The sequence below is a fragment of the Lichenihabitans sp. Uapishka_5 genome (genome assembly GCF_033947565.1).
Classification (GTDB): Bacteria; Pseudomonadota; Alphaproteobacteria; order Rhizobiales; family Beijerinckiaceae; genus Lichenihabitans.
This window is the reverse complement of the sequence record NZ_JARPVX010000004.1, coordinates 62,194-85,512: the sequence shown is the minus strand read 5'-3', so window position 1 is coordinate 85,512 and position 23,319 is coordinate 62,194. Positions and strand designations below refer to the sequence as shown.

Sequence of the window (23,319 nt, the reverse complement as noted above, 5' to 3'; positions counted from 1 at the left end):
AGCCGTGCGGCTTTGATGGGACGATCGCGCGTGCCGCCATGATACACCCACTGGCATCCATCAATCCGAGCCTTCCCGTGTTGTTTCGTGCGTTTCTGTTCGCCCCGGCCTTCGTCATGCTGTCGGGATCCGCTTGGGCCGGCGCGTCGCCAGCGCCTCCCGCCTGCGGCCCGGATGCGCTCGGCACATCGCGGATCATGACCATCGGAAACCAGGGACCATCCGACCTCGGGTTGAAGACCTACCACGAGACCCTGGGGCTCGGGGATCACGAGGTGGTGCTGACCTTCGACGACGGCCCGTCGCGACGCACCACACCGGCGGTGCTGGCCGCTCTTGCCGCGCAATGCGTCCGCGCAACGTTCTTCTTGATCGGTCGCAACGCCCTGGCGGCCCCGAACCTCGTGAAGCGCGAGGTGGCGGCCGGGCACAATGTCGGCTCGCACAGCTTTTCGCATCCCGAGATCACGCTGCGGGGCTTGGCTGAACCGGCCGCCGAAGCGGATATCGAGAAAGGGTTTCGCGCCGTCAACACGGCTGGGTTCGGGATCGACGACGCGACCCCGCGCGTCCCGTTCTTCCGTTATCCGGGTTTTGCCGACACGGAAGCCCTCGATGCCTGGCTGGCGTCACGCCATGTGACGGTGTTCGGCGCCGACCTCTGGGCTTCCGACTGGATCAAGATGACGCCCGAGCAGGAACTTGCCCTGATGATGGACCGCCTGACCAAGGCAGGACGCGGCATCATCCTGCTTCACGACATCAAGCCGCAGACCGCCGCCATGCTTCCCGCCTTTTTGAAGCGCCTGAAGACGGACGGCTTCCACATCGTCCACATGGTGCCGGGCGACGGACGCACACCAGTCACCGAAGCTCCGCCGAACTGGCACTCCGAAACTGACACCAGCATCGCGGCCCTCTGGCCGCACCTGGTCCGTCTCGGAGCGCTATCGCCGATGCCGCGCTGACCTACTTTCCGAAGGCGGGGTTGGTGGCCACGAGGTTCTTGTCCTTCGGAACGATTTTCCAAAGGTTGAACGACGTGCTCTTCCAGCCCTTGGCGTTGAAACGTGGCGAGTCGTTGATGGCGGAGTTGGTCACGTAGAGCGTGGCGTCGGGCCCTTCCGCGAAGGTGTCGGGCCAGCGCAGGCGCGGGTCGGCGACCAGGGTGGTCTTCTTGCCATCGGGCTCCAGCGTCGTAATGGCGCTGTCGTGGAGGTTCGAGAAGAAGATCCGGCCGGAGCTGTCGGTCCACAACCCGTCATTCGGCTGGCTGTCGGCCGCCTTCTCGACCTTGGCCTTGACGGCCTCGGGCGACAGGCCTGCATCCTGCAGGGTTGCGGTGGCGATGCGATACAGCACCTTGCCGGTCAGCGGCTGCCAGTACAGGAACTCGCCCTTCGGATCGATCGAGATGCTGTCGGCCGCAAATTGCACCCCACGTCCGTCGGGCTGCTGCAGCGTCACTCCGTCGACCACCACCTTGACGCTCTTGTCCGGCATGGTCGACACATCGCCTTCGAGCAAGCGCCGACCCTTGCCGGTCGTCAGATCCACCACCACCAGGGCGCCGGTGGCACCGGAATCGGTCATGTAGGCCCACCTTCCATCGGGTGAAAAGCGTACGTCGTTCAGGTAGCTGCCCTGGGGTGCCACGTCGGTGCCGAACGCGAAGGTCTGCACGACCTTGTTGGTCTTCAGGTCGATCTTCACCAGTTTCGGACCGCCCGGCACGATGAATTCGGTGTTGGGCGCCGCCGGATCGATGACCCAGAGGTTGCCCTTGCCATCCGCCGTCATGGCCTGGACACACACGAAATGGTCGGCTGGCGACAGCGGGGCCGCGTTACGGTAGCGGTTCCATTCGGCGTCGGGATACGGCACGGGCTTGCCGTCCTTGATCTCGGCAACCGAGATCGGCGCATCCTCGGACCAGCGCGGGAAATTGACGAACACCCGCCCGTTTTCGGTTGCGGCCACGCCGGTGACCTGATGGTCGAAATGGGCGACGCGCTCGAGTGTGGCGTTGCCGGTCGTGCCGGCCACCTTCTTGACCGCAGCGCCCAGAGCGCCCTTGGCGTCGGAGGCGTTGGCCGGGGAGGCGAGCGCCGACAATGCGACAAGGGATGTGAGCGTGAGGCGACGGACCGTGATCACGAGGTCAACTCCAAGGGGTGTGTGCAGACGCTGGGCCGAGGAAGAGCCATGCGGGCGGCAACGAGACAGGCGGCCATCCCGGGCGACCTAGGGAAGCTTGGGATGGCCGTGGTGGACGGTTGACCTCAATAAGGTCCGTAATAGCCGCCGTGGTCCGGATAATAATCATATCCATAAGCCGGGTGGGTGCCGTCACGGTAGACCGGATAGCCGTTGTAACGCTCGCTTGCGGCCGATGCAGCCACCGCGCCCAACGCCGCAGCGCCAAGCCCGACGCCGACAGCCGCACCGACGCCGAGCCCACGATGACCGCCCCGATAGAACCCATGCCGGCCGAAAGCCGAGGCCGGTGCCGTCGAGGCCAGGGTGGCACCGAGCACCAAGGCTGCCATGCCGGCCAGGCCGAGCTTTTTCGATTTGGAATGCATCACGAACCTCCTGAACCGTGGAATAAGGTCGAGCGTGACGGTGTGCGCCGGATGAGCGAGTTTCGAACACGGTCGATAGCTGCAGAACCCTTTGCGGCCGAACAGGTTCCGGGCTGCGCGGCGTGGCGTCATGCCTCCGCGAACGATTGATCTTGCGCGCCGCCATCGCGTAGACCTTGGGGCGTTGCGCGCAGACGCGACCGGACAGGGAACGATCGAGTGACCGGCGTCCACGCCGGTTTCAACCGAGGTGGAGGACGACGATGGCCCAAGCTCAGATGTTGACCCAGATGGCGGAGAAGCAAGGCTTCATCGCCGCACTCGACCAGAGCGGCGGCTCGACGCCCGGCGCGCTCAAGCAATACGGCATCCCCGAAACCGCCTACCAGGGCGATGTCGAGATGTACCGGCTGATGCATGAGATGCGGGTGCGCATCATGACGGCGCCGGCCTTCACGGGCGACAAGGTGATCGGGGCGATCTTGTTCGAGCGCACCATGGATGGCGATGCCGAGGGCATGCCGGTGCCGAGCTACCTTTGGGAAAAGCGCGGCGTCGTGCCGTTCCTCAAGATGGACAAGGGGCTTGCCGAGGAAAAGGACGGCGTCTGCTTGATGAAGCCGATCCCCGACCTCGATCCGTTGCTGGCGCGCGCCGTCAAGCTCAACGTCTTCGGCACCAAGATGCGCTCCACCATCTCGAGCGCCTCGCCGACCGGCATCGCGGCCGTCGTGGCGCAACAATTCGAACTGGCGGCCCAGATCGGCAACCACGGGCTGATCCCGATCGTCGAGCCGGAGGTGTCGATCAAGAGCACCACCAAGGCCGAAGCCGAGGCCCTGCTGCGCGACGCCTTGTCGAAGGCACTCGACGCTCTGCCGGCCGACCGCAAGGTGATGCTGAAGCTCACCATCCCGAGCGTGCCGGATTTCTACCTGCCGCTGATGAAGCACGACCGCGTGGTGCGGGTGGTGGCGTTGTCGGGCGGCTATTCGCGCGACGAAGCCTCGAAGCTGCTGGCCGACAATCACGGCATGATCGCAAGCTTCTCCCGCGCGCTGGCCGAAGGGCTGCAGCACGGCATGAGCGACACCCAGTTCGACGACACGCTGGCGCGATCGGTCGATGAAATCTACCAGGCCTCGACGCGGAAGAACTGAGACCGCCCGCAACGTCCCAATGGTTCGCGGACGGACAACGAAGGCGCCGTGGCGAAGGAGCCCGGCGTCCAGGCTGACAGGCGCGGTTACACCGAGACGGGCTCGACTTGTTCCGGCGACCTGTCGCTCCACCTTCTCGGCATCGGGGGGTCTCCCAAGCGGAAGGGCATGAGCATGGCCACCAGGGTCACGGTCTGGAACGAGTTCCTGCACGAACGCGAAAACGCCGTCGTGCGGGATGTCTACCCGGACGGCATTCACGCCACCATCGCGGCCGCCTTGCGCCAGGATTCAGGCATCGAAGCCGGCACTGCGACGCTCGACCAACCCGAGCATGGGCTATCGGCCGACACCCTCTCCCGCACCGATGTGCTGGTCTGGTGGGGCCACAAGGCGCATGGCCGGGTCGAGGATTCCGTCGTCGAGCGCGTGGCCCAGCGGGTCTGGGAAGGCATGGGCTTGATCGTGCTGCATTCCGGCCATTTCTCGAAGATCTTCAAACGACTGATGGGCACGCCTTGCTCGCTGCGCTGGCGCGAGGCCGGTGAGCGCGAGCGGGTTTGGGCCATCAACCCGAGCCACCCGATCGCCCACGGCATCGGCGAAGCGCTGGTGCTCGAAAATTCCGAGATGTATGGCGAGCCCTTCCTCGTGCCCGAGCCGCTGGAGACCGTGTTCGTGTCCTGGTACCAGGGCGGCGAAGTGTTCCGCTCCGGGCTGACCTACCAGCGGGGCGCTGGCCGCATCTTCTACTTCGGTGCCGGCCACGAGACCTATCCGATCTACCACGACAAGGACGTGCAGCAGGTGCTGCGCAATGCGGTGCGCTGGGCCCACAACCCGGCACCCGCCTGGGTCGGTGTCGAGCAGGCGCCGAACCGTCCGATCGGCAAGGCGCCCGAGCCGATCGAGCAACGCGGCGGTTCGCTGCATGCGGCCGGCGAGGCAGGCTTCAAGTGAGCGAAAGCAAGCGCATTCTCATCCTTGGCACGGGATCGATCGCGCACCGCCATGGCGAGCAATTCGGCCTGCTGCCGGATTGCGAGCTGGTGGCGGCAGCCGACACCAATCGTGAGCGTGCCGCCGCCTATGCGGCCGAGCATGGCATTCCGCACAGCTTCGGCAGCCTCGACGACGCCCTCGGTTGGGGAGCGTTCGACGCCGCCGTCAACGCCACGCCGGATGCCGTCCATGCGGCCACGACCTTGAAACTGATCGCGGCCGGCAAGCACGTGTTCTGCGAAAAGCCCCTCGCCACCAACGAAGCCGACGCGCTGCGGATGACCGAAGCCGCGGACGCGGCCGGTCTCGTCGGGATGGTCAACCTCACCTATCGCAACGCCCATGCGCTGCAAAAAGCCCGCGCCATGGTGGATGCCGGCGAGATCGGCGCCGTGCGGCACATCGAATCGAGCTACCTTCAAAGCTGGCTGACGGCAGCCCATTGGGGCGACTGGCGCACCGAGGAGCGCTGGCTGTGGCGGCTGTCGTCGGCGCATGGCTCGATGGGCGTGCTGGGCGACATCGGGGTGCATCTCCTCGATTTCACCGGATACGGCAGCGGCCTCGGCTTCAAGGCCCTGCAGGCGCGTTTGAAGACCTTCGACAAGGCGGAAGGCGGGCGTATCGGCGCCTATACGCTCGATGCCAACGATTCCGTCGCCATCACGGCCGAGATGAGCAACGGCGCCCTGGCGTCGATCCATATGACGCGCTTCGCGTCCGGCAATCTGAACGACCTCAATCTGGCGATCTATGGCGACAAGGGGGCCGTGAAGGTGTGGGCCAACCATGCCGATTCGCGGCTGTCCGTGTGTCTCGGCCCCGACCTGCAAACCCAGACCTGGCGTCCGTGCGAGGCGCCGCCGACGCCGCGCAACGAAAAGCGCTTCGCCGATGCCTTGATGTCGGGCCGGACCGGCGCGCCGGACTTCCGCACGGCTGCGGCGGTGCAACGCCTGCTGGACCTTTGCGTCGTCTCGGACGAGACAGGGCAATGGCTGCAGGCCCAATGACGCCCAAGCCCCCGATCGGAGATCCGCCCATGCAGTTGACGCTCGATACCGCCCAGACCCTGATCGCCGCCGCGATGGCGGAAGCGCGGACGCGCGGCTTCAAGCCCCTCGCCTTCGTGGTGCTGGATGCGCGCGGCGTCGTCAAAGCCGCAGCCGTCGAGGATGGCACCTCGCTGAAGCGTTTCGAGATCGCCCAAGGCAAGGCCTTCGGAGCGCTGTCGCTCGGCATGGGGTCGCGGGCCATCACGAAGCGGGCGGAGGATCAGCCGACCTTCATCGCAGCCGTCAGCCATGTGGTGGGTGGCAGCCTGGTGCCGGTGCCGGGCGGCGTGCTGCTGCGCGACGGTGCGGGCACGCTGGTGGGCGCGGCGGGTGCTTCGGGCGACCTGTCCGACAATGACGAGGCCGCCCTGCTGGCCGGCATCGCGGCGGCGGGCCTGAAGGCCGAGCCCTGAGGCTCAACCCGCGAAGGCGAACCGATCGCGTGCCTTGAAGCGTCCTTCGGGGTCTTCCTGCGCGACCAGCGACACGGCATCGACCGTCAGCCGTAACGGTACCGCGGCAAGCAGGCCTCGAAGGACCGGCTCGAGGCGGTGCCGGTCCGCCGGGTCGAGATCGCCCGTCAGCGGCAGGTGGAACTGGAAATCGTCGAACACGTAAGGGTCGCCCCAGGTGTCGAGCGACTCGACCTGACGCTCGATCAACCCTTCCGGATGGCGACGTTCCCGATCCTCGGCCGTCAGCGGGGCACGGAACGGATCGAAGTGCCGCACGCAATCATCGGCGAGGTGTTGCAGCGGCTCGAGCGGCTCGGCCGGCACGAGCGCCAGGACATGCCCGACCACCGACAAGGTCAGATCGATCGCCACCGGGTGCCGCGTCGCAGCGAAGGCCGCCAGGGCATCGCGCAATTGCGTCGCCGTGCGGCCCTCGGCCAAGGCAAAGGGCGCCTTCAAGGTCGCGTGCAGTCCGTAGCGCCGCGGCTCGGCGCTCCAGGCGAGGCTCAGCGGATCATGGAACAGGGGATGTTCGGGAAACGGCACATCGAGGCCCGTCACGGCGTCATAGCCGAGCACCGACGAGCCGAGCTGCCAAAGCTCCGAATCGGCTCCTGGCGTGGCGAAGATCGCATAGCGCGTCATAGTCGGCTCCTTCTCGCGGATCGGCCGCGGCTTTACCGGTGCTCCCCATTCTTCTAGGGTCTCGACGCTCCGAGGGGAACAGTTCGGCCGATAGGGGATCTTTGGATGCAGCGGGCTGAACCGATGGCGGCGGTGCCACGCCTCGGATTTCTGTCGTCGGGAACTCCCGAGGCCGACGCGGCGCTGATCGAGCTGCAGACCACCTATGGCGGCGTTCCCCTGGCCGAGGCCGACGTGCTGGTGGCGCTCGGCGGCGACGGCCTGATGCTGCAGGCGCTGCACCAGGCCATGGGGTCGCGCAAACCCATCTACGGCATGAACCGCGGCACGGTCGGCTTCCTGATGAACGATTACGCGGTCGGCGACCTGCCGGAGCGCATCGCCGCCGCGAAACCCTCGATCGTGCATCCGCTGTTGATGGTGGCGCAATCGATCGACGGCACGATGGCCGAGGCGCGGGCCATCAACGAGGTCGCCTTGTGGCGACAAACCTTTCAGGCCGCCAAGATGCGGGTGTCGGTGGATGGCAAGCAGCGGCTCGAGGAGCTGGTGGCCGACGGCATGATGATCGCCACCCCGGCCGGCTCGACGGCCTATAACCTGTCGGCCAACGGGCCGATCCTGCCGCTCGAATCACCCTTGATGGCCCTGACGCCGATCTCGGCCTTCCGGCCGCGACGCTGGCGCGGGGCGTTGCTGCCCGACAGGGCCGAGGTGACGATCGATGTTCTCGAGGCCGAAAAGCGGCCCGTGGTGGCAGCTGCCGACCAGTTCGAGGTGCGCAACGTGCTGCGCTTGTCGATCCGCATGGATCATTCCATCGGCCTCGTGCTGCTGCACGATCCCGGCCATTCGCTCGACGAGCGCATTCTGCGGGAACAGTTCGGCCACTAAGGGCCGGACGCGCGCAGCCGATCAGGCGGCGGCGCTCAAGACCACCGGGCGGCGCCAGCGAGGTCCCCTGAGAACGGCGATGTCGGGCGCCGCCGGATGCCGCATCGGCTCCCCTTGCTCGACCGACACCAGGCGGGCGCCTTCCCGCAAGGCTTCCGCCTCCAAGCGGCGCATCAGGGCCGCCACCCGGGCGAGTTCCGGCGCGTCGTCGCTCAAACACACCTCCAGCACGCGACCGATGGCGTCACGCGACAAGGCGGGGTCCTGGCCGTCGCGCCCCGGGATCAACGTCACGGCCTGCAAGGCGGCCCGAAACACGGCCAGGAGGGGCGCCGGCATCGCGGCCTTGGCGTAGAGCGACGCGAAGCCGAGCCCGAACGGCGCCCGCATGTGGCCGGCACAGCGTGCGGGCGCGATGCCGGACAGGTTCGACAGTGCCGCCTCGCACAGGTCAAGGTTGCCGCTCAGCAAGGCCCGCAGCAGCAGGGCGGGCGTCAGCTGACCTCGGGAACGCAGGTGCATCACCAGGGTGACAGGCCCGTCCGGGCCGGCCACGTCGCGGCATCCGGCCGCGATGGTGACGACGCTCTTGTCGTGGGTTTCGCGACGCAGGCTTTCGGCCCGGGCGGGGGACATCCAATCGCAATCGAGCGCGAAGCGCGTCAGCGCCTCGGTGCCGGCGAGGACGAGCTCGTGGTGAAAGGCAGGGTCCTGGTGGGCATGGTTCAGCAGCGCCTCGCGCATTTCAGCGTCGCAGCCGAACCGGTGCAGGATGCGCCGCAGCACGCAGGGTGTCACAACCGCGGTCGCGTTGGCCAGAAGACTTAATACGGCGTCCCGATGGCCGGCTTCGACGATGGCGGCGGCCACAACCTCGGGGACACGGACACGGGCGGCCACGATGCAGTGGCACTCGGCATCGCCGGTCGCCACCGCCTCGACTAGATCGGCGTCCGACAACAAGGCGGAGGCCGCCAGCACCGGCGTCGCTACCGGCGTATCGTCCTGCGCCAGGGCCACGACGACCCAGCGCGGCACGTCGAGCGAACGCGCCGCCGCCTCGGCCAGACTGCGGCGCACCGCCACCGACGCATCGTCGAGCAACACGGCGACCATGCGGTCGAGACGCTCGGCCCGGCACCGGTCGGCACCGATGTGGCCATAAGCGTCGATCAGCGCTTTCGCGGCCTCGGCACGCGCCTGGGCCGGGGCGGCGGCGACCCATTGGTGAAAGCGATGCAGCTGCATTGATGGCCGATCCCGGACGCGGACCCGGAAGGCCGGTCGTCCCAGGGGGATGATCCTCCGATTATGGTAAAGGCGCCCTTAAGGGCCGCCACGCTGGCGGTGCGGAAAGGGTTCTTCATGCGATCGCTTCTTCTTGTGCCGATGGACGAGACCTCGGCCATCGACCGCGCCGTCGCGGCGGGTGCCGACGCCCTGGTGCTGGACCTTGCCGCAAGCGGGCAGGATGCGTCCGCTCGCGAGCGAGCCCGCCTGAACGCGCGCGATGTGCTGCGCGCGGCGCAACTCTGGCCGACGCGGCCGCTCCTTTATGTCCGGGTCGAAAATCTCGAGGATGCGGCGCTCGGGCTCGACCTCGCGGCCGTGATGATCGGCGAGCCCGACGGCGTCCTGCTGGCCGGCAGCCGCTCGGGCGCCGACGTGCAGCACCTTGGCGCCAAGCTGGCGGTGTTCGAGGCGGAGCATGGGCTCAGCGACGGCGAGACGGGCATCATCGCGGGTGCCGGGGCGCGAGCCAAGGCGCTGTTCAGCCTCGGCAGCTACGTCGAGGCCAGCCCGCGGCTGGTGGGCCTGACCTGGAGCGCCGAAGACCTCGCGGCCGATCTCGGCAGCCGCCACGACGGCACGGCCTTGCCGGGGCCGCTCGAAACGATGCGGCATTTCACGCTCTTCGCGGCACGCGCCGCCGAGGTGGCGGCCATCGATTCGGCCAGCATGGCGCCCGATCGCGATGCGTTCCTGGCCGAATGCAGGGCCGCCCGGGCACAGGGCTTCAACGCCAAGCTCGCCACCACCCCGGAGGCTGTCGCGGTCATCAACGCCGTGTTCGGCCACGAGGACCCTTGAGGGCTCGGCGCGCAAACGTGGGGATATGTCGCTCGGAGCAAACCGCAAGCCTGGGGACTGACATATAGCTGTCAGACAGCGCTGCTACCGCAGCCCGTCTTCTTCAGGCAGGGGTTTCCATGACACGCGCCCATCACGGACTTTTCTGGTCGACGGCCCTGGGGCTGCTGGTTGCCACGGGTGCCGCCCAGGCGCAGGCGCCCGACGCCCTGGTCACGGTCGCCAAGGGCGAAGGCCAGCTCACCGTGATCGCATTGCCGCATGATTGGTGCGGCTACGGTGGGCTCATCGACGGCTTCAAGGCCAAATACGGCCTGGCGGTCAACGAGCTCAACCCGGATGCCGGCTCGGGCGACGAGATCGAGGCCATCAAGGCCAACCAGGGCAACAAGGGCTCGCAGGCTCCCGACGTGGTGGACGTCGGCCTGTCGTTCGGCCCACAGGCCAAGCAGGACAAGCTCACCCAGCCCTACAAGGTTTCGACCTGGGACTCGATCCCGGCCGACCAGAAGGACGCCGACGGTTATTGGACCGGCGATTATTACGGCGTGCTGGCCTTCGAGGTGAACAAGGACATCGTCAAGCAGTCGCCGGCCGACTGGTCCGACCTGCTCGGCGCCGACTACGCCAATTCGGTGGCGCTGGCCGGCGACCCGCGCACCTCGAACCAGGCCATCCAGGCCGTCTACGCGGCGGGCCTTTCGGCCGGCAAGGGCGATGCCGGCAAGGCCGCCGAGGCGGGCCTCGACTATTTCGCCAAGCTCAACAAGGCCGGCAACTTCGTGCCGACCATCGGCAAGGCCGCTTCGCTGGCCCAAGGCGCGACGCCCATCGTGGTGCGCTGGGACTATAACGCCCTGACCGACCGCGACACGCTGAAGGGCAACCCGAACGTCGACGTGGTGGTGCCGAAGACCGGCGTGGTGGCGGGCGTCTACGTGCAGGCAATCTCGGCTTACGCGCCGCACCCGAATGCCGCCAAGCTTTGGCTCGAGTACATCTATTCGGACGAAGGCCAGAACGGCTATCTGAGGGGCTATTGCCACCCGGTGCGCTTCGCCGATCTCGTGAAGGGCAGCAAGGTCGACGCCACGATCATGAGCAAGCTGCCGCCGGCCGAGGCCTATGCCCATGCGGTGTTCCCGACGCTCGATCAACAGAACAGCTCGAAGGCCGATATCACCAAGAAGTGGGATTCGGTCGTCGGCGCCAACGTCAAGTAGGCCCACTCCCGTCATTGCGAGGAGCGTAGCGACGAAGCAATCCAGGCGGCGCCGCGGTTGTGGATTGCGTCGCTCCGCTCGCAGTGACGGGTTCTGTGCCGCCGGGAATGCGACCGGTTTCCTCCCTTAGGAACGACAGCCCGCCGATGGAGCAGCCCCTCGAAGCTCTGGCGATACCGGTCGCGGCGCCGGCGCCGCGGCGGGGGCCAGCCGTGCCGCTCGCCTGGATCGGCGTGCTGCCGTTCTTTGCCTTCGCAACCTTGTTCCTGCTGCTGCCGACCTTGTTTCTCATCGTCGGCGCCTTTCAGGACCCGGATGGTCATTTCACCCTGCAAAACCTGCGCGACCTGTTCGCGCCCAACATCCTGTCGGCTTATTGGATCTCGATCGAGATCAGCGCCGCCTCGGCGCTCGGTGGCGCGGTCCTCGGCGGCATCCTGGCCGCCGCCGTGGTGTTGAATGGACTGCCGGGTTGGCTCAGGCCGACGCTAATGACCTTTAGCGGCGTCGCCTCGAACTTCGCCGGACTGCCGCTCGCCTTTGCGTTTCTGGCCACGCTCGGGCGGCTCGGCCTCGTCACCGTGTTTCTCGGCAGCCTCGGCTTCAACCTTTACCGCAGCGGCTTCAACATCCTGAGCTTCTGGGGGCTGACCCTCACCTACCTGTATTTTCAGATCCCGCTGATGGTGCTGATCCTGACCCCGGCGCTCGACGGGTTGAAGACCCAATGGCGCGAGGCGGCGCAGACGCTCGGTGCCAGCTCATGGCAATATTGGCGGATGATCGCCTTCCCGGTGATCTGGCCCAGCCTGCTCGGCGCCACGCTTCTGCTGTTCGCCAACAGCTTCGGCGCTGTCGCGACCGCCTATGGACTGACGGGCTCGACCCTCAACATCGTGACGATCCTGCTTTACGCCCAGATCCGCGGCGACGTGCTGCACAACCAGAACCTCGGTTATGCGCTGGCGCTCGGCATGATCGTCATCACCGGGCTGTCGAATCTCGCTTATATCGTGCTGCGAACCCGCAGCGAACGGTGGCTGCGATGAAGGCGAGCCGCATCGGCCCCTGGCTGGCCGTGACCCTCGGCGCGGTGTATTTCCTGCTGCCGCTGATCGCCACCTTCGAGTTCTCGCTGCGGGTCAGGCGCGGGCAATATAGCTTCGACGCCTATCGCAACGTCCTGGGCGACCCGCATTTTCAGGCCTCGTTCGGCTATTCGACCCTGGTGGCGCTCGCCACCATCGTGGTGGGCGTGCTTCTGGTGGTGCCGACCGCCTATGTGATCCAGCTCCGCCTTCCCGGATTGCGTCCGGTGGTGGAATTCGTCACGCTGCTGCCCCTCGTGGTGCCGGCCATCGTGATCGTGTTCGGCTACCTTCGGATCTACAATTCCTCGTCCTGGCTGCCCCTGACCGCGACGCCCGGCAGCACCAACCTGCTGCTCGTTTGCGGCTACGTCACCCTCGCCCTGCCCTACCTGTACCGCTCGGTCGACACCGGTTTGCGCACCATCGACGTGCGCACCCTGACCGAGGCTGCCGAAAGTCTCGGGGCGCGCTGGCCGCGCATCCTGTTCACCATCATCTTCCCGAACGTGCGGGTCGCCATCATCTCGGGCGCTTTTTTGACCTTCGCGATCGTGATTGGCGAATTTACCTTCGCGGCGCTGCTCGACCGGCCGGCCTTTGGCCCTTACCTGCAGCTCGTCGGGGCCAACCGGGCCTATGAGCCCGCCGCACTGTCGATCATCGCCTTCGCGATCACCTGGGCCTGCATGGGCCTGATCCAGATCTTCGCTCGCGACCGGCGCACCGGCGTCGCGGCGCGGCCTTGAGACCCCTCCGATGAGTTTTCTCGACCTCGACGGCCTGCGCAAGGTCTACGGCACCCATGCGGTGGTGCAGCGCTTCGACCTCGAGGTGGCACGTGGCGAGTTCGTGTCGTTCCTGGGCTCGTCCGGCTGCGGCAAGACCACGACGCTGCGCATGGTGGCGGGCTTCGAAACCCCGACAGCCGGCGCAATCCGCATCGATGGACGCGACGTGACGCATCTGCCGCCGAACCAGCGCAAAGTCGGCATGGTGTTCCAAAGCTACGCGTTGTTCCCCAATATGACGGTGGCGCAGAACGTCGCCTTCGGCTTGAAGGTCGCGGGGCAGCCGGCCGACGCCATCAAGCGCCGCGTCGGCGAGATGCTCGACCTCATCAAGCTGCCGCAGCTCGCCGACCGCTTCCCCTACCAGATGTCCGGCGGCCAGCAGCAGCGCGTGGCGCTGGCCCGCGCCATCGCCACCAAGCCGCAGATTCTGCTGCTCGACGAGCCGTTGTCGGCGCTCGATGCGAAGATCCGCGTGTCGCTGCGTGACGACATCCGCACGCTGCAGCGCGAACTCGGCATCACCACCATCTATGTGACGCACGACCAGGAGGAAGCCTTGTCGATGTCGGACCGCATCGTGGTGATGAGCGAGGGCCGCATGGAGCAGGTCGGCACGCCCTTCGAGGTCTACAACAAGCCGGCGACGCGCTTCGTGGCCTCCTTCGTGGGTCACCTCAACCTGCTGCAGGGCACGGTGCGCGATGCCGCAAACGGCGTCGTCGCGGTCGGCGACCAAATGGTGCGCACGGGCGGCACTCTCGGCGCAGCCGGCACCGCCATGACGCTGGCACTACGCCCGGAAGCCGTGACGCTCGAGCCGCGCGAAGGCGAGAACAGCCTTCGCGGCACGGTTGAGGACGTGGCATTCCTGGGGGCCATCGTCCGCATCAAGGTCGATGTCGGCGGGACCCGGGTGTCGTTGGACACGTTCAACAATCCCGCGTCGCCGCCGCCCGAACGCGGCAGCGCCGTGACGCTCGGCTTTGCCCGGTCGGATCTGCAGCCGGTCGCGGACTCCGCCTGAACGGGATCGGTTCCCGCCTGCGACCGATACGACGCTGGAGCGATGCCGGGGAACGGGTGCGTCCCGGACAGGTTGAACCAACAGAGCCAAGCCACTGACACATAACTCAAGTTAGGATGTGTCGCGGCAAAGCCCTTGTTGCTTCAGGGAGTTCTCCATGACCAAGACCATCACCTTCGTGGCCGTGACCGCGGCCTGTGTGTTCTCTATCGGCGCCGCGATGGCGCAGACCGGCAACGCCGGCACATCGTCGGCAACTGGCGGCTCGGGCACCAATGCGATGTCCTCCGGATCGATGTCGGGGGGTGGCGCGGCTGCCGGGTCCAACGCAATGCCACCGGCCGGTGCAGGCACCGGGATGGGCGGCACGGGCATGAGCGGCTCCGGCATGAACGGGAGCGGCAACATGTCGGGCACAAGCGGCATGCAGGGCGGGGCAAATTCCGGCATGCAGGGCGGCACGGGCGCCGGCTCCACCAGCCAGTGACGCGAGCCCTCGTGGCGTCGGCATGAACCAGCCGGTCGATAGGCGCCATCACTTGGCCGGGCGCTAAACCGGCAACGGGGCGGCTTCTTCGATGAAGCCGCCCGACTGGTGGCTCCAAAGGTCGGCGTAAAGCCCGCCGCTGGCCAGCAGTTCGGCATGGGTGCCCTCCTGCAGCACGCGGCCGCGATCCATCACGATCAGGCGGTCCATCCGGGCGATGGTCGACAGCCGATGCGCGATGGCGATGACGGTCTTGTTGGCCATCAACACCGCGAAACTTTCCTGGATGGCTTTCTCGACCTCGCTGTCGAGCGCCGAGGTGGCTTCGTCCAGGATGAGGATCGGTGCGTCCTTCAGGATCACCCGGGCAATCGCGATGCGCTGCCGCTGGCCGCCCGACAATTTGACGCCCCGTTCGCCCACCTGAGCGTCGTAGCCGCGCCGCCCCTGCCAGTCCTCGAGGTCGAGGATGAAGTCGTGCGCGTGGGCCCGTTTGGCGGCGTCGACGATCTCTGAAAATGCCGCATCGGGTCGGCCATAGGCGATGTTCTCGCGGATGGAGCGATGCAGCAGCGAGGTATCCTGCGTCACGACCGAGATGGCGCCGCGCAGACTTTCCTGCGTCACGCCGGCGATGTCCTGGCCATCGATCGTGATCGTGCCACCCTCGACGTCGTGGAAGCGTAGCAGCAGGTTGGTGAGCGTCGTTTTGCCGGCGCCCGAACGCCCGACAAGGCCAACCTTTTCGCCCGGCCGGATCTTGAGATCGAGGTCCGCCATCAGAGACTCGTCGCGGCCGTAGCCGAACCGCACGTGGTCGAAGCGGATCGCCCCCTTGGTCACCTGCAGCGCGCCGGCGTCGGTCGCATCGCTCAATGCCACCGGGCGCGCGATGGTCATCATGCCCTCTTGGATGGTGCCCATATGCTCGAAGATGTCAGTCACCTGGGTGGCAACCCAACCGGCCGCCGAGGCGATCTGCCAGGTCAGCGGGATCGCCATTGCGACCGTGCCGACATCGATGGCGCCGCGGCGCCATAGCGCGATCGCCAGCGCCACCTCGCCGAACAGCATCAGGGCGTTGAGGATCTGCAGCCCGATGGTGAGCAGCGACATCATGCGCAGCTGGTTGCGGTAGACCCGCGTATGTGCATCGACGGCATCCCGCACATAAGCGTCCTCGTGGTGCAGCCGCGCGAAGAGCTTGAGCGTCAGAATATTGGTGTAGCTGTCGACGACGCGGCCCGTGACGAGCGAGCGCGCTTCTGAGTTCTTCCGCGACCGGTCGCGGATGCGCGGCACGACGAGGCGCAGCAGCACCGCATAGGCGCCGAACCAGAACGCGATCGGCAGGCAGAGCCAAAGGTCGACCGAGCCGAGCAGCCCGAGGGCGCTTAAGCCATAAACCAGGATGCCCCACACGGCCGTGATGGCCGCCACCGTGCTTTGCCGCACCGCCGGCCCGGTTTCCATCACCCGGGCCGCGATCCGCCCGGCGAAGTCGTTCTGGAAGAAGGGCCAGCTTTGGCGCACCACGTAGCGATGGCTTTGCCAGCGCACCAGATTGGTGACGCTCGGCACGATGCCGATGTTCGAGATGAGGTTCTGGGCCGCGATGGCCAGCGGCCGTGCCAGCAGCACCACGATCGCCATCGCGACCAAAAAGCCGCCATGCTGGCTGAGGAAAACGGCGGGCGCCGCGGCCGCGATGTAGCGCACCAGGTGGCCGATGAACCAGGGGACCGAGGCATCGAGCAGCGCCACGCAAAGCCCCGCCGCGAACAAGGCCAGCAGCAGCGGCTTCGCCTGCCGGGCATAGTGCCAGTAAAAGCCGAGCAGGCGCGTCGGCGGCTGTTCGACGCCCACGTTGCGGGTGGGTTCGACGATCGTCTCGAGGAAGCGGAGCATGCGCTCCGCCTAAGGCGTCTTTCCGGCAACACTATGCCGGCAGCTCCAGGCGGCGGCCGAAGGCGGCACGCGGCTAGGGGCCGACGATCCGGGGCCGGTCCGGATCTTGCCTTTGCGGGTTGCGCCGTGTTCCGTCGCAAGCGCTGCCGCAGGAGCCCCGCCTTGCCCGACATCGACGCCATCGTCCAGGAGATCGCCACCGAAATGCGGCACCGCACCGACCGCGGCGAGGTGGCGCGCTACATCCCCGAGCTCGCCCGCGTCGACCCGCACCAGTTCGGCCTCGCGGTGATCCTCGAAGACGGCCGCGTGGCAGCTGGCGGCGATGCCGACCAGCCTTTCTCCATCCAGAGCATCTCCAAGGTCTTCACCCTGACGCTGGCGCTCGGCATGGCGGGCGACGACCTGTGGACCCGCGTCGGGCGCGAGCCTTCCGGCAACCCGTTCAACTCCATCGTCCAGCTCGAGCGCGAACGGGGCCGGCCGCGCAACCCGTTCATCAACGCGGGCGCCATCGCGGTGACGGACCTCATCGTGTCGGGCCACCAACCACGCGAGTCGCTCGGCGAGATCCTGCGATTTATGCAGTTCCTAGCCGGCGACACCAGCATCGCCATCGACAAGGCGGTCGCGGCCTCGGAGCGGCGCACGGGGTTCCGCAACACCGCGCTGGCCAATTACATGAAATCCTTCGGCATCATCGACAACCCGGTGGATTTCACCCTCGGGGTGTACTTCCACCATTGCGCGATCGCGATGTCGTGCCGTCAGCTCGCCATGGCGGGACGCTTCCTGGCCCATTCGGGCCGCAACCCTTCGACCGGCTATAGCGTGGTGTCGGCCGAGCGCGCCCGCCGCATCAACGCCCTGATGCTGACCTGCGGCCATTATGACGGATCCGGCGATTTCGCCTACCGGGTGGGCCTGCCCGGCAAGAGCGGCGTCGGTGGCGGCATCCTTGCGGTGGCGCCGGGCCATGCCTCCATTGCGGTCTGGGCGCCGGGCCTCGATGGCGCCGGCAACTCGCACCTGGGGCGTCTGGCCCTGGAACGCCTCACAAAGGCGATGGGCTGGTCGATCTTCGGCGTCTGAAAGGCGTCAGGACTTACGGCCGCGAGGATCATCCTGGATCGCGGCTTCGTGGTACCAGCCGCTTCCGGCTTCGCAGAACGCATAAAGCCGAGCCGGTGCCACGCGTCCCGGGGGCGTTCCATCGGGGACCGCCACGCGCAGGCGGGTGGGAAAGCGGTAGATTTTAGCGGTGCAGCGAGGCGGAACATCGGTCATCGTCTGTCTCCGGCCGCCAATCAATGGCGGATTGCGAGTGTGCCAGATTTGCTTGCAGCTTGCACCAACTGCCCGATAAACATTCAGTGATTGCTTGTTTATTGAGCATCTAACTTCGATCCTTCTACTGCCACATCTTGCGAAACCGTCAGGGTTCGCGGAAAATTTGGCACGCCCAATGCTTAATGTCGCCCGAACCCGCGACACGCTCCGGCGGGTGCGCAGGGCATCGCGTCCCAGAGCTGATGAGAGACGAGGAATGACGAAGTACAAGCTCGAATACATCTGGCTCGACGGCTACACGCCGACCCCGAACCTGCGCGGCAAGACCCAGCTGAAGGATTTCGACAGCTTTCCGACGCTCGAGCAGCTTCCCTTGTGGGGCTTCGACGGCAGCTCGACCATGCAGGCCGAAGGCCACAGCTCGGATTGCGTGCTGAAGCCGGTCGCCATCTATCCTGACGCCGCCCGCACCAACGGCGCGTTGGTGATGTGCGAAGTGATGATGCCGGACGGCAAGACCCCGCATGCGTCCAACAAGCGCGCCACCATCCTGGACGACGAGGGTTCGTGGTTTGGCTTCGAGCAGGAATATTTCTTCTATGAGGACGGCCGGCCGCTCGGCTTCCCGGAGAACGGCTACCCGGCCCCCCAGGGCCCTTATTACACCGGCGTCGGCTTCAAGAACGTCGGCAGCGTGGCGCGCGAGATCGTCGAGGAACACCTCGATTTGTGCCTCGCGGCCGGCATCAACCACGAAGGCATCAACGCCGAAGTGGCCAAGGGCCAGTGGGAATTCCAGATCTTCGGCAAGGGCTCCAAGCGGGCCGCCGATGAAATGTGGATCGCCCGCTACCTGCTGCTGCGTCTGACTGAACAATACGGCATCGACATCGAATGGCACTGCAAGCCGCTCGGCGATACCGACTGGAACGGCTCGGGCATGCATTGCAACTTCTCGACCGCCCATATGCGCGATGTCGGTGGCAAGGCGTATTTCGAGGCCCTGATGGACGAGTTCGCCAAGAACCGTCAGGCGCATATCGACGTTTACGGCCCCGACAACCACATGCGCCTGACCGGCAAGCATGAGACCGCCTCGATCGACCAGTTCTCCTGGGGCATCGCCGACCGCGGCGCCTCGATCCGGGTGCCGCACAGCTTCGTCAACAATGGCTACAAGGGCTATCTCGAGGATCGCCGCCCGAATTCCATGGGCGACCCCTACCAGATCGCCTCGCAGGTGCTGAAGACCATCGCGGCGGTGCCGACCGAGTCGTCCAAGGCCGCAGCCTGATCGCAGTAGCGATCCGGCGCCGCCGGATCCAATGCCATCATCCGCAAGGGCGCCATCCGAAAGGGTGGCGCCTTTCTCATTGGCGCCAGTGGCCACCCTGGCTCGAAGCCCATTTTCACTCTCCCGCATGCCGCCCCGCGCCTGTAGACAGGCCCGGTACGATCGCCCCTTGCGGAAGATGGCTCCATGACGAACGCCCCCATTCTTGTGACAGGCGCGAGCGGTTTCGTCGGATCGGCCGTCGCCCGGGCGCTGCTGGCGCAAGGACATCGGCTGCGGCTTCTGGTCCGCCCCTCGAGCCCGCGCACCAACGTGGCCGGTCTCGGGGCCGAGATCGTCGAAGGCGACCTGCGCGACCCCGCGTCGCTGGCGCACGCACTCGCGGGCGTCAGCGACCTGTTCCATGTGGCGGCCGATTACCGGCTCTGGGCCCCCGATCCCCAGGAGATCGTGCGTTCGAACCTCGAAGGCACGCGGGCCATCATGCAGGCTGCGCAAGCCGCCGGGGTGAAGCGCATCGTCTATACCAGCAGCGTCGCCACGCTGGCATTGCGCCGGGACGGCGTCCCGGTCGACGAAACCGCACCGCAAGACCCCGCCCATGCGATCGGGGCCTACAAGCGGTCGAAAACCCTGGCCGAGCGGCTGGTCGAGGAGATGGTGGGGCGCGACAACCTGCCGGCCGTGATCGTGCAGCCGTCGACACCGATCGGCCCGCGCGACGTGAAGCCGACGCCGACGGGCCGCATCATCGTCGAAGCTGCGACCGGCCGGATGCCGGCCTTCATCGACACCGGCCTGAACCTCGTCCACGTCGACGACGTGGCGGCCGGCCATCTGCTGGCTTGGACGAAGGGCCGCATCGGCGAACGCTACATCCTGGGTGGGCAGGACGTCGACCTCGGCACCATGCTGGGCGACATCGCCACCCTGGTCGGCCGCAAGCCGCCGACCGTGAAGCTGCCCCGCGCGCCGATCTTTCCGCTCGCCTATGCGGCCGAGCTCGTGGCGCGCTTCACCGGCAAGGAGCCCTTCGCCACCGTCGACGGATTGAAGATGGCGAAATACCGCATGTATTTTTCCTCCGCCAAAGCCGAACGGGAGCTTGGCTACCGGGCGCGGCCCTATCGGGAAGCGCTCGGCGACGCCATCGCCTGGTTCCGGTCAGCCGGGCTGCTCGACGGGCGCCGGGCCGCATGATCCTGTGGCTTTCGCCGCGATTTGACCTTAAGAAAACGGCGAATAGACAGTCCAAGGCTGTTGGAGCGAAGCGGGGTTCACTCCGGCCGATCCGGTAGCCGTCGCCACGCTTTCGCCCGCCCCACCTGGATCACCTCGGTTTCATGACGACATCAGCCGATGCCGCGTCCGGCAAGGGCGCCACTGACGAGAACTTCCCCGTCGCGTCGCACCTGATCGCAGCCCGGCACCGGCCCGCCGTGATGGCCTTCTACGATTTCGTGCGGGCCGCCGACGATGTGGCCGATCACGCCACCCTGTCGTCGGACGAGAAGCTCGCGGTGCTGGACCGCATGGAAGCCTGCCTGCTCGGCCGCGCCGACACCGAGCCTGTGGCCCGGCCGCTGCGGGCCGTGCTGGCCGAGCGCCGGCTGTCGCCCCGCCACGCTCTCGATCTGCTGGCCGCCTTCAAGCTCGACTGCACCAAGCCGCGCACGGCCGACTGGGCCGACCTGATCCATTATTGCTCGCTGTCGGCCATGCCGGTCGGCCGCTATGTGCTGGACCTGCACGGGGAAAGCGAGGCCACATGGCCGGCTTCGGACGCCGTCTGCGCGGCCCTGCAGGTGATCAATCACATCCAGGATTGCGGCAAAGATTACCGCGACCTCGACCGCGTCTACATTCCGGACGACATGCTGGCGAATGCAGGCGTGTCGCATGCGGCCCTGGCCGAGCCCAAGGCGTCCCCGGCGCTGCGGGGCGTGCTGAGCGATCTTGCGACCCGCACGCTGGTGCTGCTCGACGAAGGCGCTCCGCTGCCGCGTCAGGTGCGCGACTTCAGGCTCAGCCTCGAGACGGGCGTCATCATCACCCTCGCGCGCCATCTCACCCGCACCCTGCAGACCCACGACCCGTTGAGCCAGACCGTGCATCACAACAAGGCGGCCTTCGCCGGCATCGCACTGATGGGGGCCCTGCGGGCCGCCGCCGGTCGTCTCACCCACCCGGGCGCACGCCTCGCCACGGCGGCGCGGCCTTCGTGAGCGCCGGCGTGCAGCACGACGAGGCACAATTCCCCACCGCGGCCCGGCAAGCCTCGGGGTCGTCCTTTTATGCCGGCATGCGGGTGCTGCCCAAGGCGCAGCGCCAGGCCATGTACGAGATCTACGCCTTCTGTCGCGCGGTCGACGATGTGGCGGACGAAGGCGGCACCCGCCCCGAACGCCTTGCCGGGCTGAAGCGATGGCGTGACGCGATCGAGGCCGCCTATGCGGGCCGTACCACGGCCGCCACCATCGGGCTGCTGGAGCCGATCCGCCACTTCAAGCTGGCGCGCGTCGATTTCCTCGCCATCATCGACGGCATGGAGATGGATGGCCGTGAGGACATCCAGGCGCCCGACGAGGCGACGCTCGACCTGTATTGCGACCGCGTCGCCAGCGCGGTGGGTCGCCTGTCGGTGAAGGTGTTCGGCGTTTCGCCTGAGCGGGGCGAAGACCTCGCCCACCACCTCGGTCGCGCCCTGCAATTGACCAACATCCTGCGCGATCTCGACGAGGATGCCGCCATGGGGCGCCTCTACCTGCCGCGCGAGCTGCTCGAGCAGGCCGGCATCCCGATCACCACGCCGACCGCGGTATTGGCTCATCCCAACCTGCCGCAGGTCGGTGCCATCCTGTTGAAGCGCGCCCGCGGACAATTCGATGCCGCCGATGCCCTGATGGCGCGTGAGCGTCGCCGTGCCACACGGGCGCCGCGGCTGATGGGTGCCGTCTACCGCCTCATCCTGGCACGGCTCGAGCAGCAGGGGTTCGCTGTGCCGCGCCACAGGGTGAAGGTGCCGAAAAGCCGCTTGATCCTCGCCCTGCTGCGTCACGGTCTGGTGTGATGCCAAAACCCACCGTGCATGTGGTCGGTGCCGGGCTGGCGGGCTTGTCGGCCGCCCTGGCGCTCGATCCCGCCCGCGCCACGATCGTGATCCACGAGGCGGCGCGCCATGCGGGTGGTCGCTGCCGCTCCTATTTCGACCGTGACCTCGGCCTGACGATCGACAACGGCAACCACCTCGTGTTGTCGGGAAACACCGCCGTGCGCGACCACCTGCGTATGACGGGGGCCGAGCACAAGATGTCCGGGCCCGCCGACGCCGTGTTCGACTTCATGGACATCGCATCGGGCGAGCGGTGGCAGGTGCGTCCCAACGCCGGCCCCCTGCCCTGGTGGATCTTCGTGCCGGGCCGGCGGGTGCCGGGCACGGGCTGGTCGGATTATCTGGCGCTCGCCAAGCTGCTGCGTGCCAAGTCCCGCATCCCGATCGGCCAGGCCATGCTGTGTTCGGGTCCGCTCTATGACAAGCTGTGGCGGCCGTTCCTGGTGGCGGCGCTCAACACGGAGCCGAAGGACTCGGCCGCCGGCCTCGCCGCTACCGTGATCCGGGAAACGCTCGCCAAGGGAGCGGGCGCTTGCCGGCCGCTGATCGCCCATGACGGCTTGGCCGAAGCGTTGGTCGAACCCGCGCTGGCGACCTTGGCCAAGCGCGGCGTCACGGTCGGGTTCGACCGCCGTCTGCGCCGCCTCGAAGTGCGCGATGGCCGGGTGGTCGGGCTCGATTTCGGCGACGAACAGCTGGCGCTCGGCCCGGACGACCGGGTGGTCCTGGCCGTCACGGCGCCGGTGGCCAAGATCCTGCTGCCGGAACTGAGCGTGCCGACGGCGTTCCGCTCCATCGTCAACGCGCATTTCCTGACCGATGCCCCCGACGGGTTCCCGACCATGCTGGGCACGATCAACAGCGCCACGGAATGGATCTTCCGCTTTCCCAACCGCGTGTCTGTGACGATCAGCGATGCCGACCGCTTCCTTGGCCATGACAAGGACGCGCTGGCCCGGCAGATCTGGGGCGAGGTGGCAACCGCCCTCGGCCGACCCGGTCAATCGATGCCGACCCACAAGATCATCACCGAGAAGCGCGCCACCTTTGCGGCCCTGCCCGAGCAGGACGCTCTGCGGCCCGGCCACGCGACGGCGCTCGGCAACCTCGTGTTGGCGGGCGACTGGGTGCAGAACGGCCTGCCCTCGACCATCGAGGGCTCGCTGCGATCCGGCAAGGCCGCCGTCGCGGCGTTGCCGACCTGGCACTGAA

Annotated in this window: 24 protein-coding genes; 18 read left to right on the top strand and 6 right to left on the bottom strand. The window is 67.1% G+C overall.

Annotated elements, in window-relative coordinates; all coding sequences use genetic code 11:
- Positions 1–77 precede the first annotated feature (77 nt).
- Positions 78–968 (top strand): polysaccharide deacetylase family protein, encoded by an 891-nt coding sequence (locus tag P7D22_RS03105; protein WP_319932744.1) that lies wholly within the window; start codon positions 78–80, stop codon positions 966–968.
- A gap of 1 nt (position 969) precedes the next feature.
- Here the strand turns inward: P7D22_RS03105 and P7D22_RS03100 are convergent, their stop codons facing one another.
- The gene (locus tag P7D22_RS03100) at positions 970–2,157 is read right to left on the bottom strand and encodes an L-dopachrome tautomerase-related protein (RefSeq protein ID WP_319932743.1); all 1,188 of its coding nucleotides are present in this window, start codon (positions 2,155–2,157) and stop codon (positions 970–972) included.
- Between the two features lie 125 nt (positions 2,158–2,282).
- Complete coding sequence (locus P7D22_RS03095; protein ID WP_319932742.1) at positions 2,283–2,585, bottom strand: hypothetical protein; 303 nt, start codon at positions 2,583–2,585, stop codon at positions 2,283–2,285.
- Between the two features lie 263 nt (positions 2,586–2,848).
- Between P7D22_RS03095 and P7D22_RS03090 the strand changes: the two genes are divergently transcribed.
- The 4 genes from P7D22_RS03090 (at position 2,849) to P7D22_RS03075 (ending at position 6,215) form a co-directional block, all read left to right on the top strand.
- Positions 2,849–3,745, top strand: coding sequence for a fructose bisphosphate aldolase (locus tag P7D22_RS03090; protein WP_319932741.1), 897 nt, complete (start codon positions 2,849–2,851; stop codon positions 3,743–3,745).
- Positions 3,746–3,919: 174 nt separating this feature from the next.
- Complete coding sequence (locus P7D22_RS03085) at positions 3,920–4,705, top strand: ThuA domain-containing protein (protein ID WP_319932811.1); 786 nt, start codon at positions 3,920–3,922, stop codon at positions 4,703–4,705.
- Positions 4,702–5,760, top strand: a complete 1,059-nt coding sequence (locus tag P7D22_RS03080) for a Gfo/Idh/MocA family protein (RefSeq protein WP_319932740.1) — start codon at positions 4,702–4,704, stop codon at positions 5,758–5,760. The genes P7D22_RS03085 and P7D22_RS03080 overlap by 4 nt, the downstream gene beginning before the upstream one ends.
- A 29-nt stretch (positions 5,761–5,789) precedes the next feature.
- Positions 5,790–6,215, top strand: a complete 426-nt coding sequence (locus P7D22_RS03075) for a GlcG/HbpS family heme-binding protein (protein ID WP_319932739.1) — start codon at positions 5,790–5,792, stop codon at positions 6,213–6,215.
- A gap of 3 nt (positions 6,216–6,218) precedes the next feature.
- Here the strand turns inward: P7D22_RS03075 and P7D22_RS03070 are convergent, their stop codons facing one another.
- Positions 6,219–6,902 carry a DUF1045 domain-containing protein gene (locus tag P7D22_RS03070; protein ID WP_319932738.1) on the bottom strand — a complete coding sequence of 228 codons (684 nt, stop codon included), beginning with the start codon at positions 6,900–6,902 and terminating at the stop codon, positions 6,219–6,221.
- 105 nt (positions 6,903–7,007) lie between these two features.
- On the opposite strand from P7D22_RS03070, the gene P7D22_RS03065 reads away from it, so the two are divergent.
- Positions 7,008–7,796, top strand: coding sequence for an NAD kinase (locus P7D22_RS03065; protein WP_319932737.1), 789 nt, complete (start codon positions 7,008–7,010; stop codon positions 7,794–7,796).
- Between the two features lie 21 nt (positions 7,797–7,817).
- Here the strand turns inward: P7D22_RS03065 and P7D22_RS03060 are convergent, their stop codons facing one another.
- Positions 7,818–9,044 carry a DUF2336 domain-containing protein gene (locus P7D22_RS03060; protein WP_319932736.1) on the bottom strand — a complete coding sequence of 409 codons (1,227 nt, stop codon included), beginning with the start codon at positions 9,042–9,044 and terminating at the stop codon, positions 7,818–7,820.
- A gap of 117 nt (positions 9,045–9,161) precedes the next feature.
- Here P7D22_RS03060 and P7D22_RS03055 point away from each other — a divergent pair, with 117 nt between their 5' ends.
- From P7D22_RS03055 to P7D22_RS03030, 6 genes are all read left to right on the top strand, one after another.
- Positions 9,162–9,887: an aldolase/citrate lyase family protein gene (locus tag P7D22_RS03055; protein ID WP_319932735.1), complete on the top strand. Its 726-nt coding sequence runs from the start codon at positions 9,162–9,164 to the stop codon at positions 9,885–9,887.
- A 119-nt stretch (positions 9,888–10,006) separates the two neighbouring features.
- The gene (locus P7D22_RS03050) at positions 10,007–11,110 is read left to right on the top strand and encodes an ABC transporter substrate-binding protein (RefSeq protein ID WP_319932734.1); all 1,104 of its coding nucleotides are present in this window, start codon (positions 10,007–10,009) and stop codon (positions 11,108–11,110) included.
- 146 nt (positions 11,111–11,256) lie between these two features.
- The gene (locus P7D22_RS03045; RefSeq protein WP_319932733.1) at positions 11,257–12,159 is read left to right on the top strand and encodes an ABC transporter permease; all 903 of its coding nucleotides are present in this window, start codon (positions 11,257–11,259) and stop codon (positions 12,157–12,159) included.
- The gene (locus tag P7D22_RS03040; RefSeq protein ID WP_319932732.1) at positions 12,156–12,947 is read left to right on the top strand and encodes an ABC transporter permease; all 792 of its coding nucleotides are present in this window, start codon (positions 12,156–12,158) and stop codon (positions 12,945–12,947) included. Before P7D22_RS03045 ends, P7D22_RS03040 begins: the two co-directional genes overlap by 4 nt.
- Before the next feature lie 10 nt (positions 12,948–12,957).
- On the top strand, positions 12,958–14,016 hold the full coding sequence (locus tag P7D22_RS03035) for an ABC transporter ATP-binding protein (RefSeq protein ID WP_319932731.1): 1,059 nt from the start codon (positions 12,958–12,960) through the stop codon (positions 14,014–14,016).
- Between the two features lie 157 nt (positions 14,017–14,173).
- Complete coding sequence (locus tag P7D22_RS03030) at positions 14,174–14,503, top strand: hypothetical protein (RefSeq protein WP_319932730.1); 330 nt, start codon at positions 14,174–14,176, stop codon at positions 14,501–14,503.
- 63 nt (positions 14,504–14,566) lie between these two features.
- Here the strand turns inward: P7D22_RS03030 and P7D22_RS03025 are convergent, their stop codons facing one another.
- Positions 14,567–16,411, bottom strand: coding sequence for an ABC transporter ATP-binding protein (locus tag P7D22_RS03025; protein ID WP_319932729.1), 1,845 nt, complete (start codon positions 16,409–16,411; stop codon positions 14,567–14,569).
- Between the two features lie 162 nt (positions 16,412–16,573).
- Here P7D22_RS03025 and P7D22_RS03020 point away from each other — a divergent pair, with 162 nt between their 5' ends.
- Complete coding sequence (locus P7D22_RS03020) at positions 16,574–17,503, top strand: glutaminase (protein WP_319932728.1); 930 nt, start codon at positions 16,574–16,576, stop codon at positions 17,501–17,503.
- 6 nt (positions 17,504–17,509) lie between these two features.
- Here the strand turns inward: P7D22_RS03020 and P7D22_RS03015 are convergent, their stop codons facing one another.
- Positions 17,510–17,698, bottom strand: coding sequence for a DUF2735 domain-containing protein (locus P7D22_RS03015; protein WP_319932727.1), 189 nt, complete (start codon positions 17,696–17,698; stop codon positions 17,510–17,512).
- A gap of 259 nt (positions 17,699–17,957) precedes the next feature.
- Here P7D22_RS03015 and P7D22_RS03010 point away from each other — a divergent pair, with 259 nt between their 5' ends.
- The 5 genes from P7D22_RS03010 to hpnE all read left to right on the top strand — a co-directional run bounded on the left by P7D22_RS03010 (position 17,958) and on the right by hpnE (position 23,318).
- A complete protein-coding gene (locus P7D22_RS03010; protein WP_319932726.1) occupies positions 17,958–18,995 on the top strand; it encodes a glutamine synthetase beta-grasp domain-containing protein in 1,038 nt (345 codons plus the stop codon).
- Between the two features lie 186 nt (positions 18,996–19,181).
- Positions 19,182–20,195 carry a hopanoid-associated sugar epimerase gene (hpnA, locus tag P7D22_RS03005; protein ID WP_319932725.1) on the top strand — a complete coding sequence of 338 codons (1,014 nt, stop codon included), beginning with the start codon at positions 19,182–19,184 and terminating at the stop codon, positions 20,193–20,195.
- Positions 20,196–20,338: 143 nt separating this feature from the next.
- The gene (hpnC, locus tag P7D22_RS03000; protein ID WP_319932724.1) at positions 20,339–21,220 is read left to right on the top strand and encodes a squalene synthase HpnC; all 882 of its coding nucleotides are present in this window, start codon (positions 20,339–20,341) and stop codon (positions 21,218–21,220) included.
- Positions 21,221–21,297: 77 nt separating this feature from the next.
- Positions 21,298–22,065: a presqualene diphosphate synthase HpnD gene (hpnD, locus tag P7D22_RS02995; protein WP_442916019.1), complete on the top strand. Its 768-nt coding sequence runs from the start codon at positions 21,298–21,300 to the stop codon at positions 22,063–22,065.
- Complete coding sequence (gene hpnE, locus P7D22_RS02990) at positions 22,065–23,318, top strand: hydroxysqualene dehydroxylase HpnE (protein ID WP_319932722.1); 1,254 nt, start codon at positions 22,065–22,067, stop codon at positions 23,316–23,318. Before hpnD ends, hpnE begins: the two co-directional genes overlap by 1 nt.
- Position 23,319 lies beyond the last annotated feature (1 nt).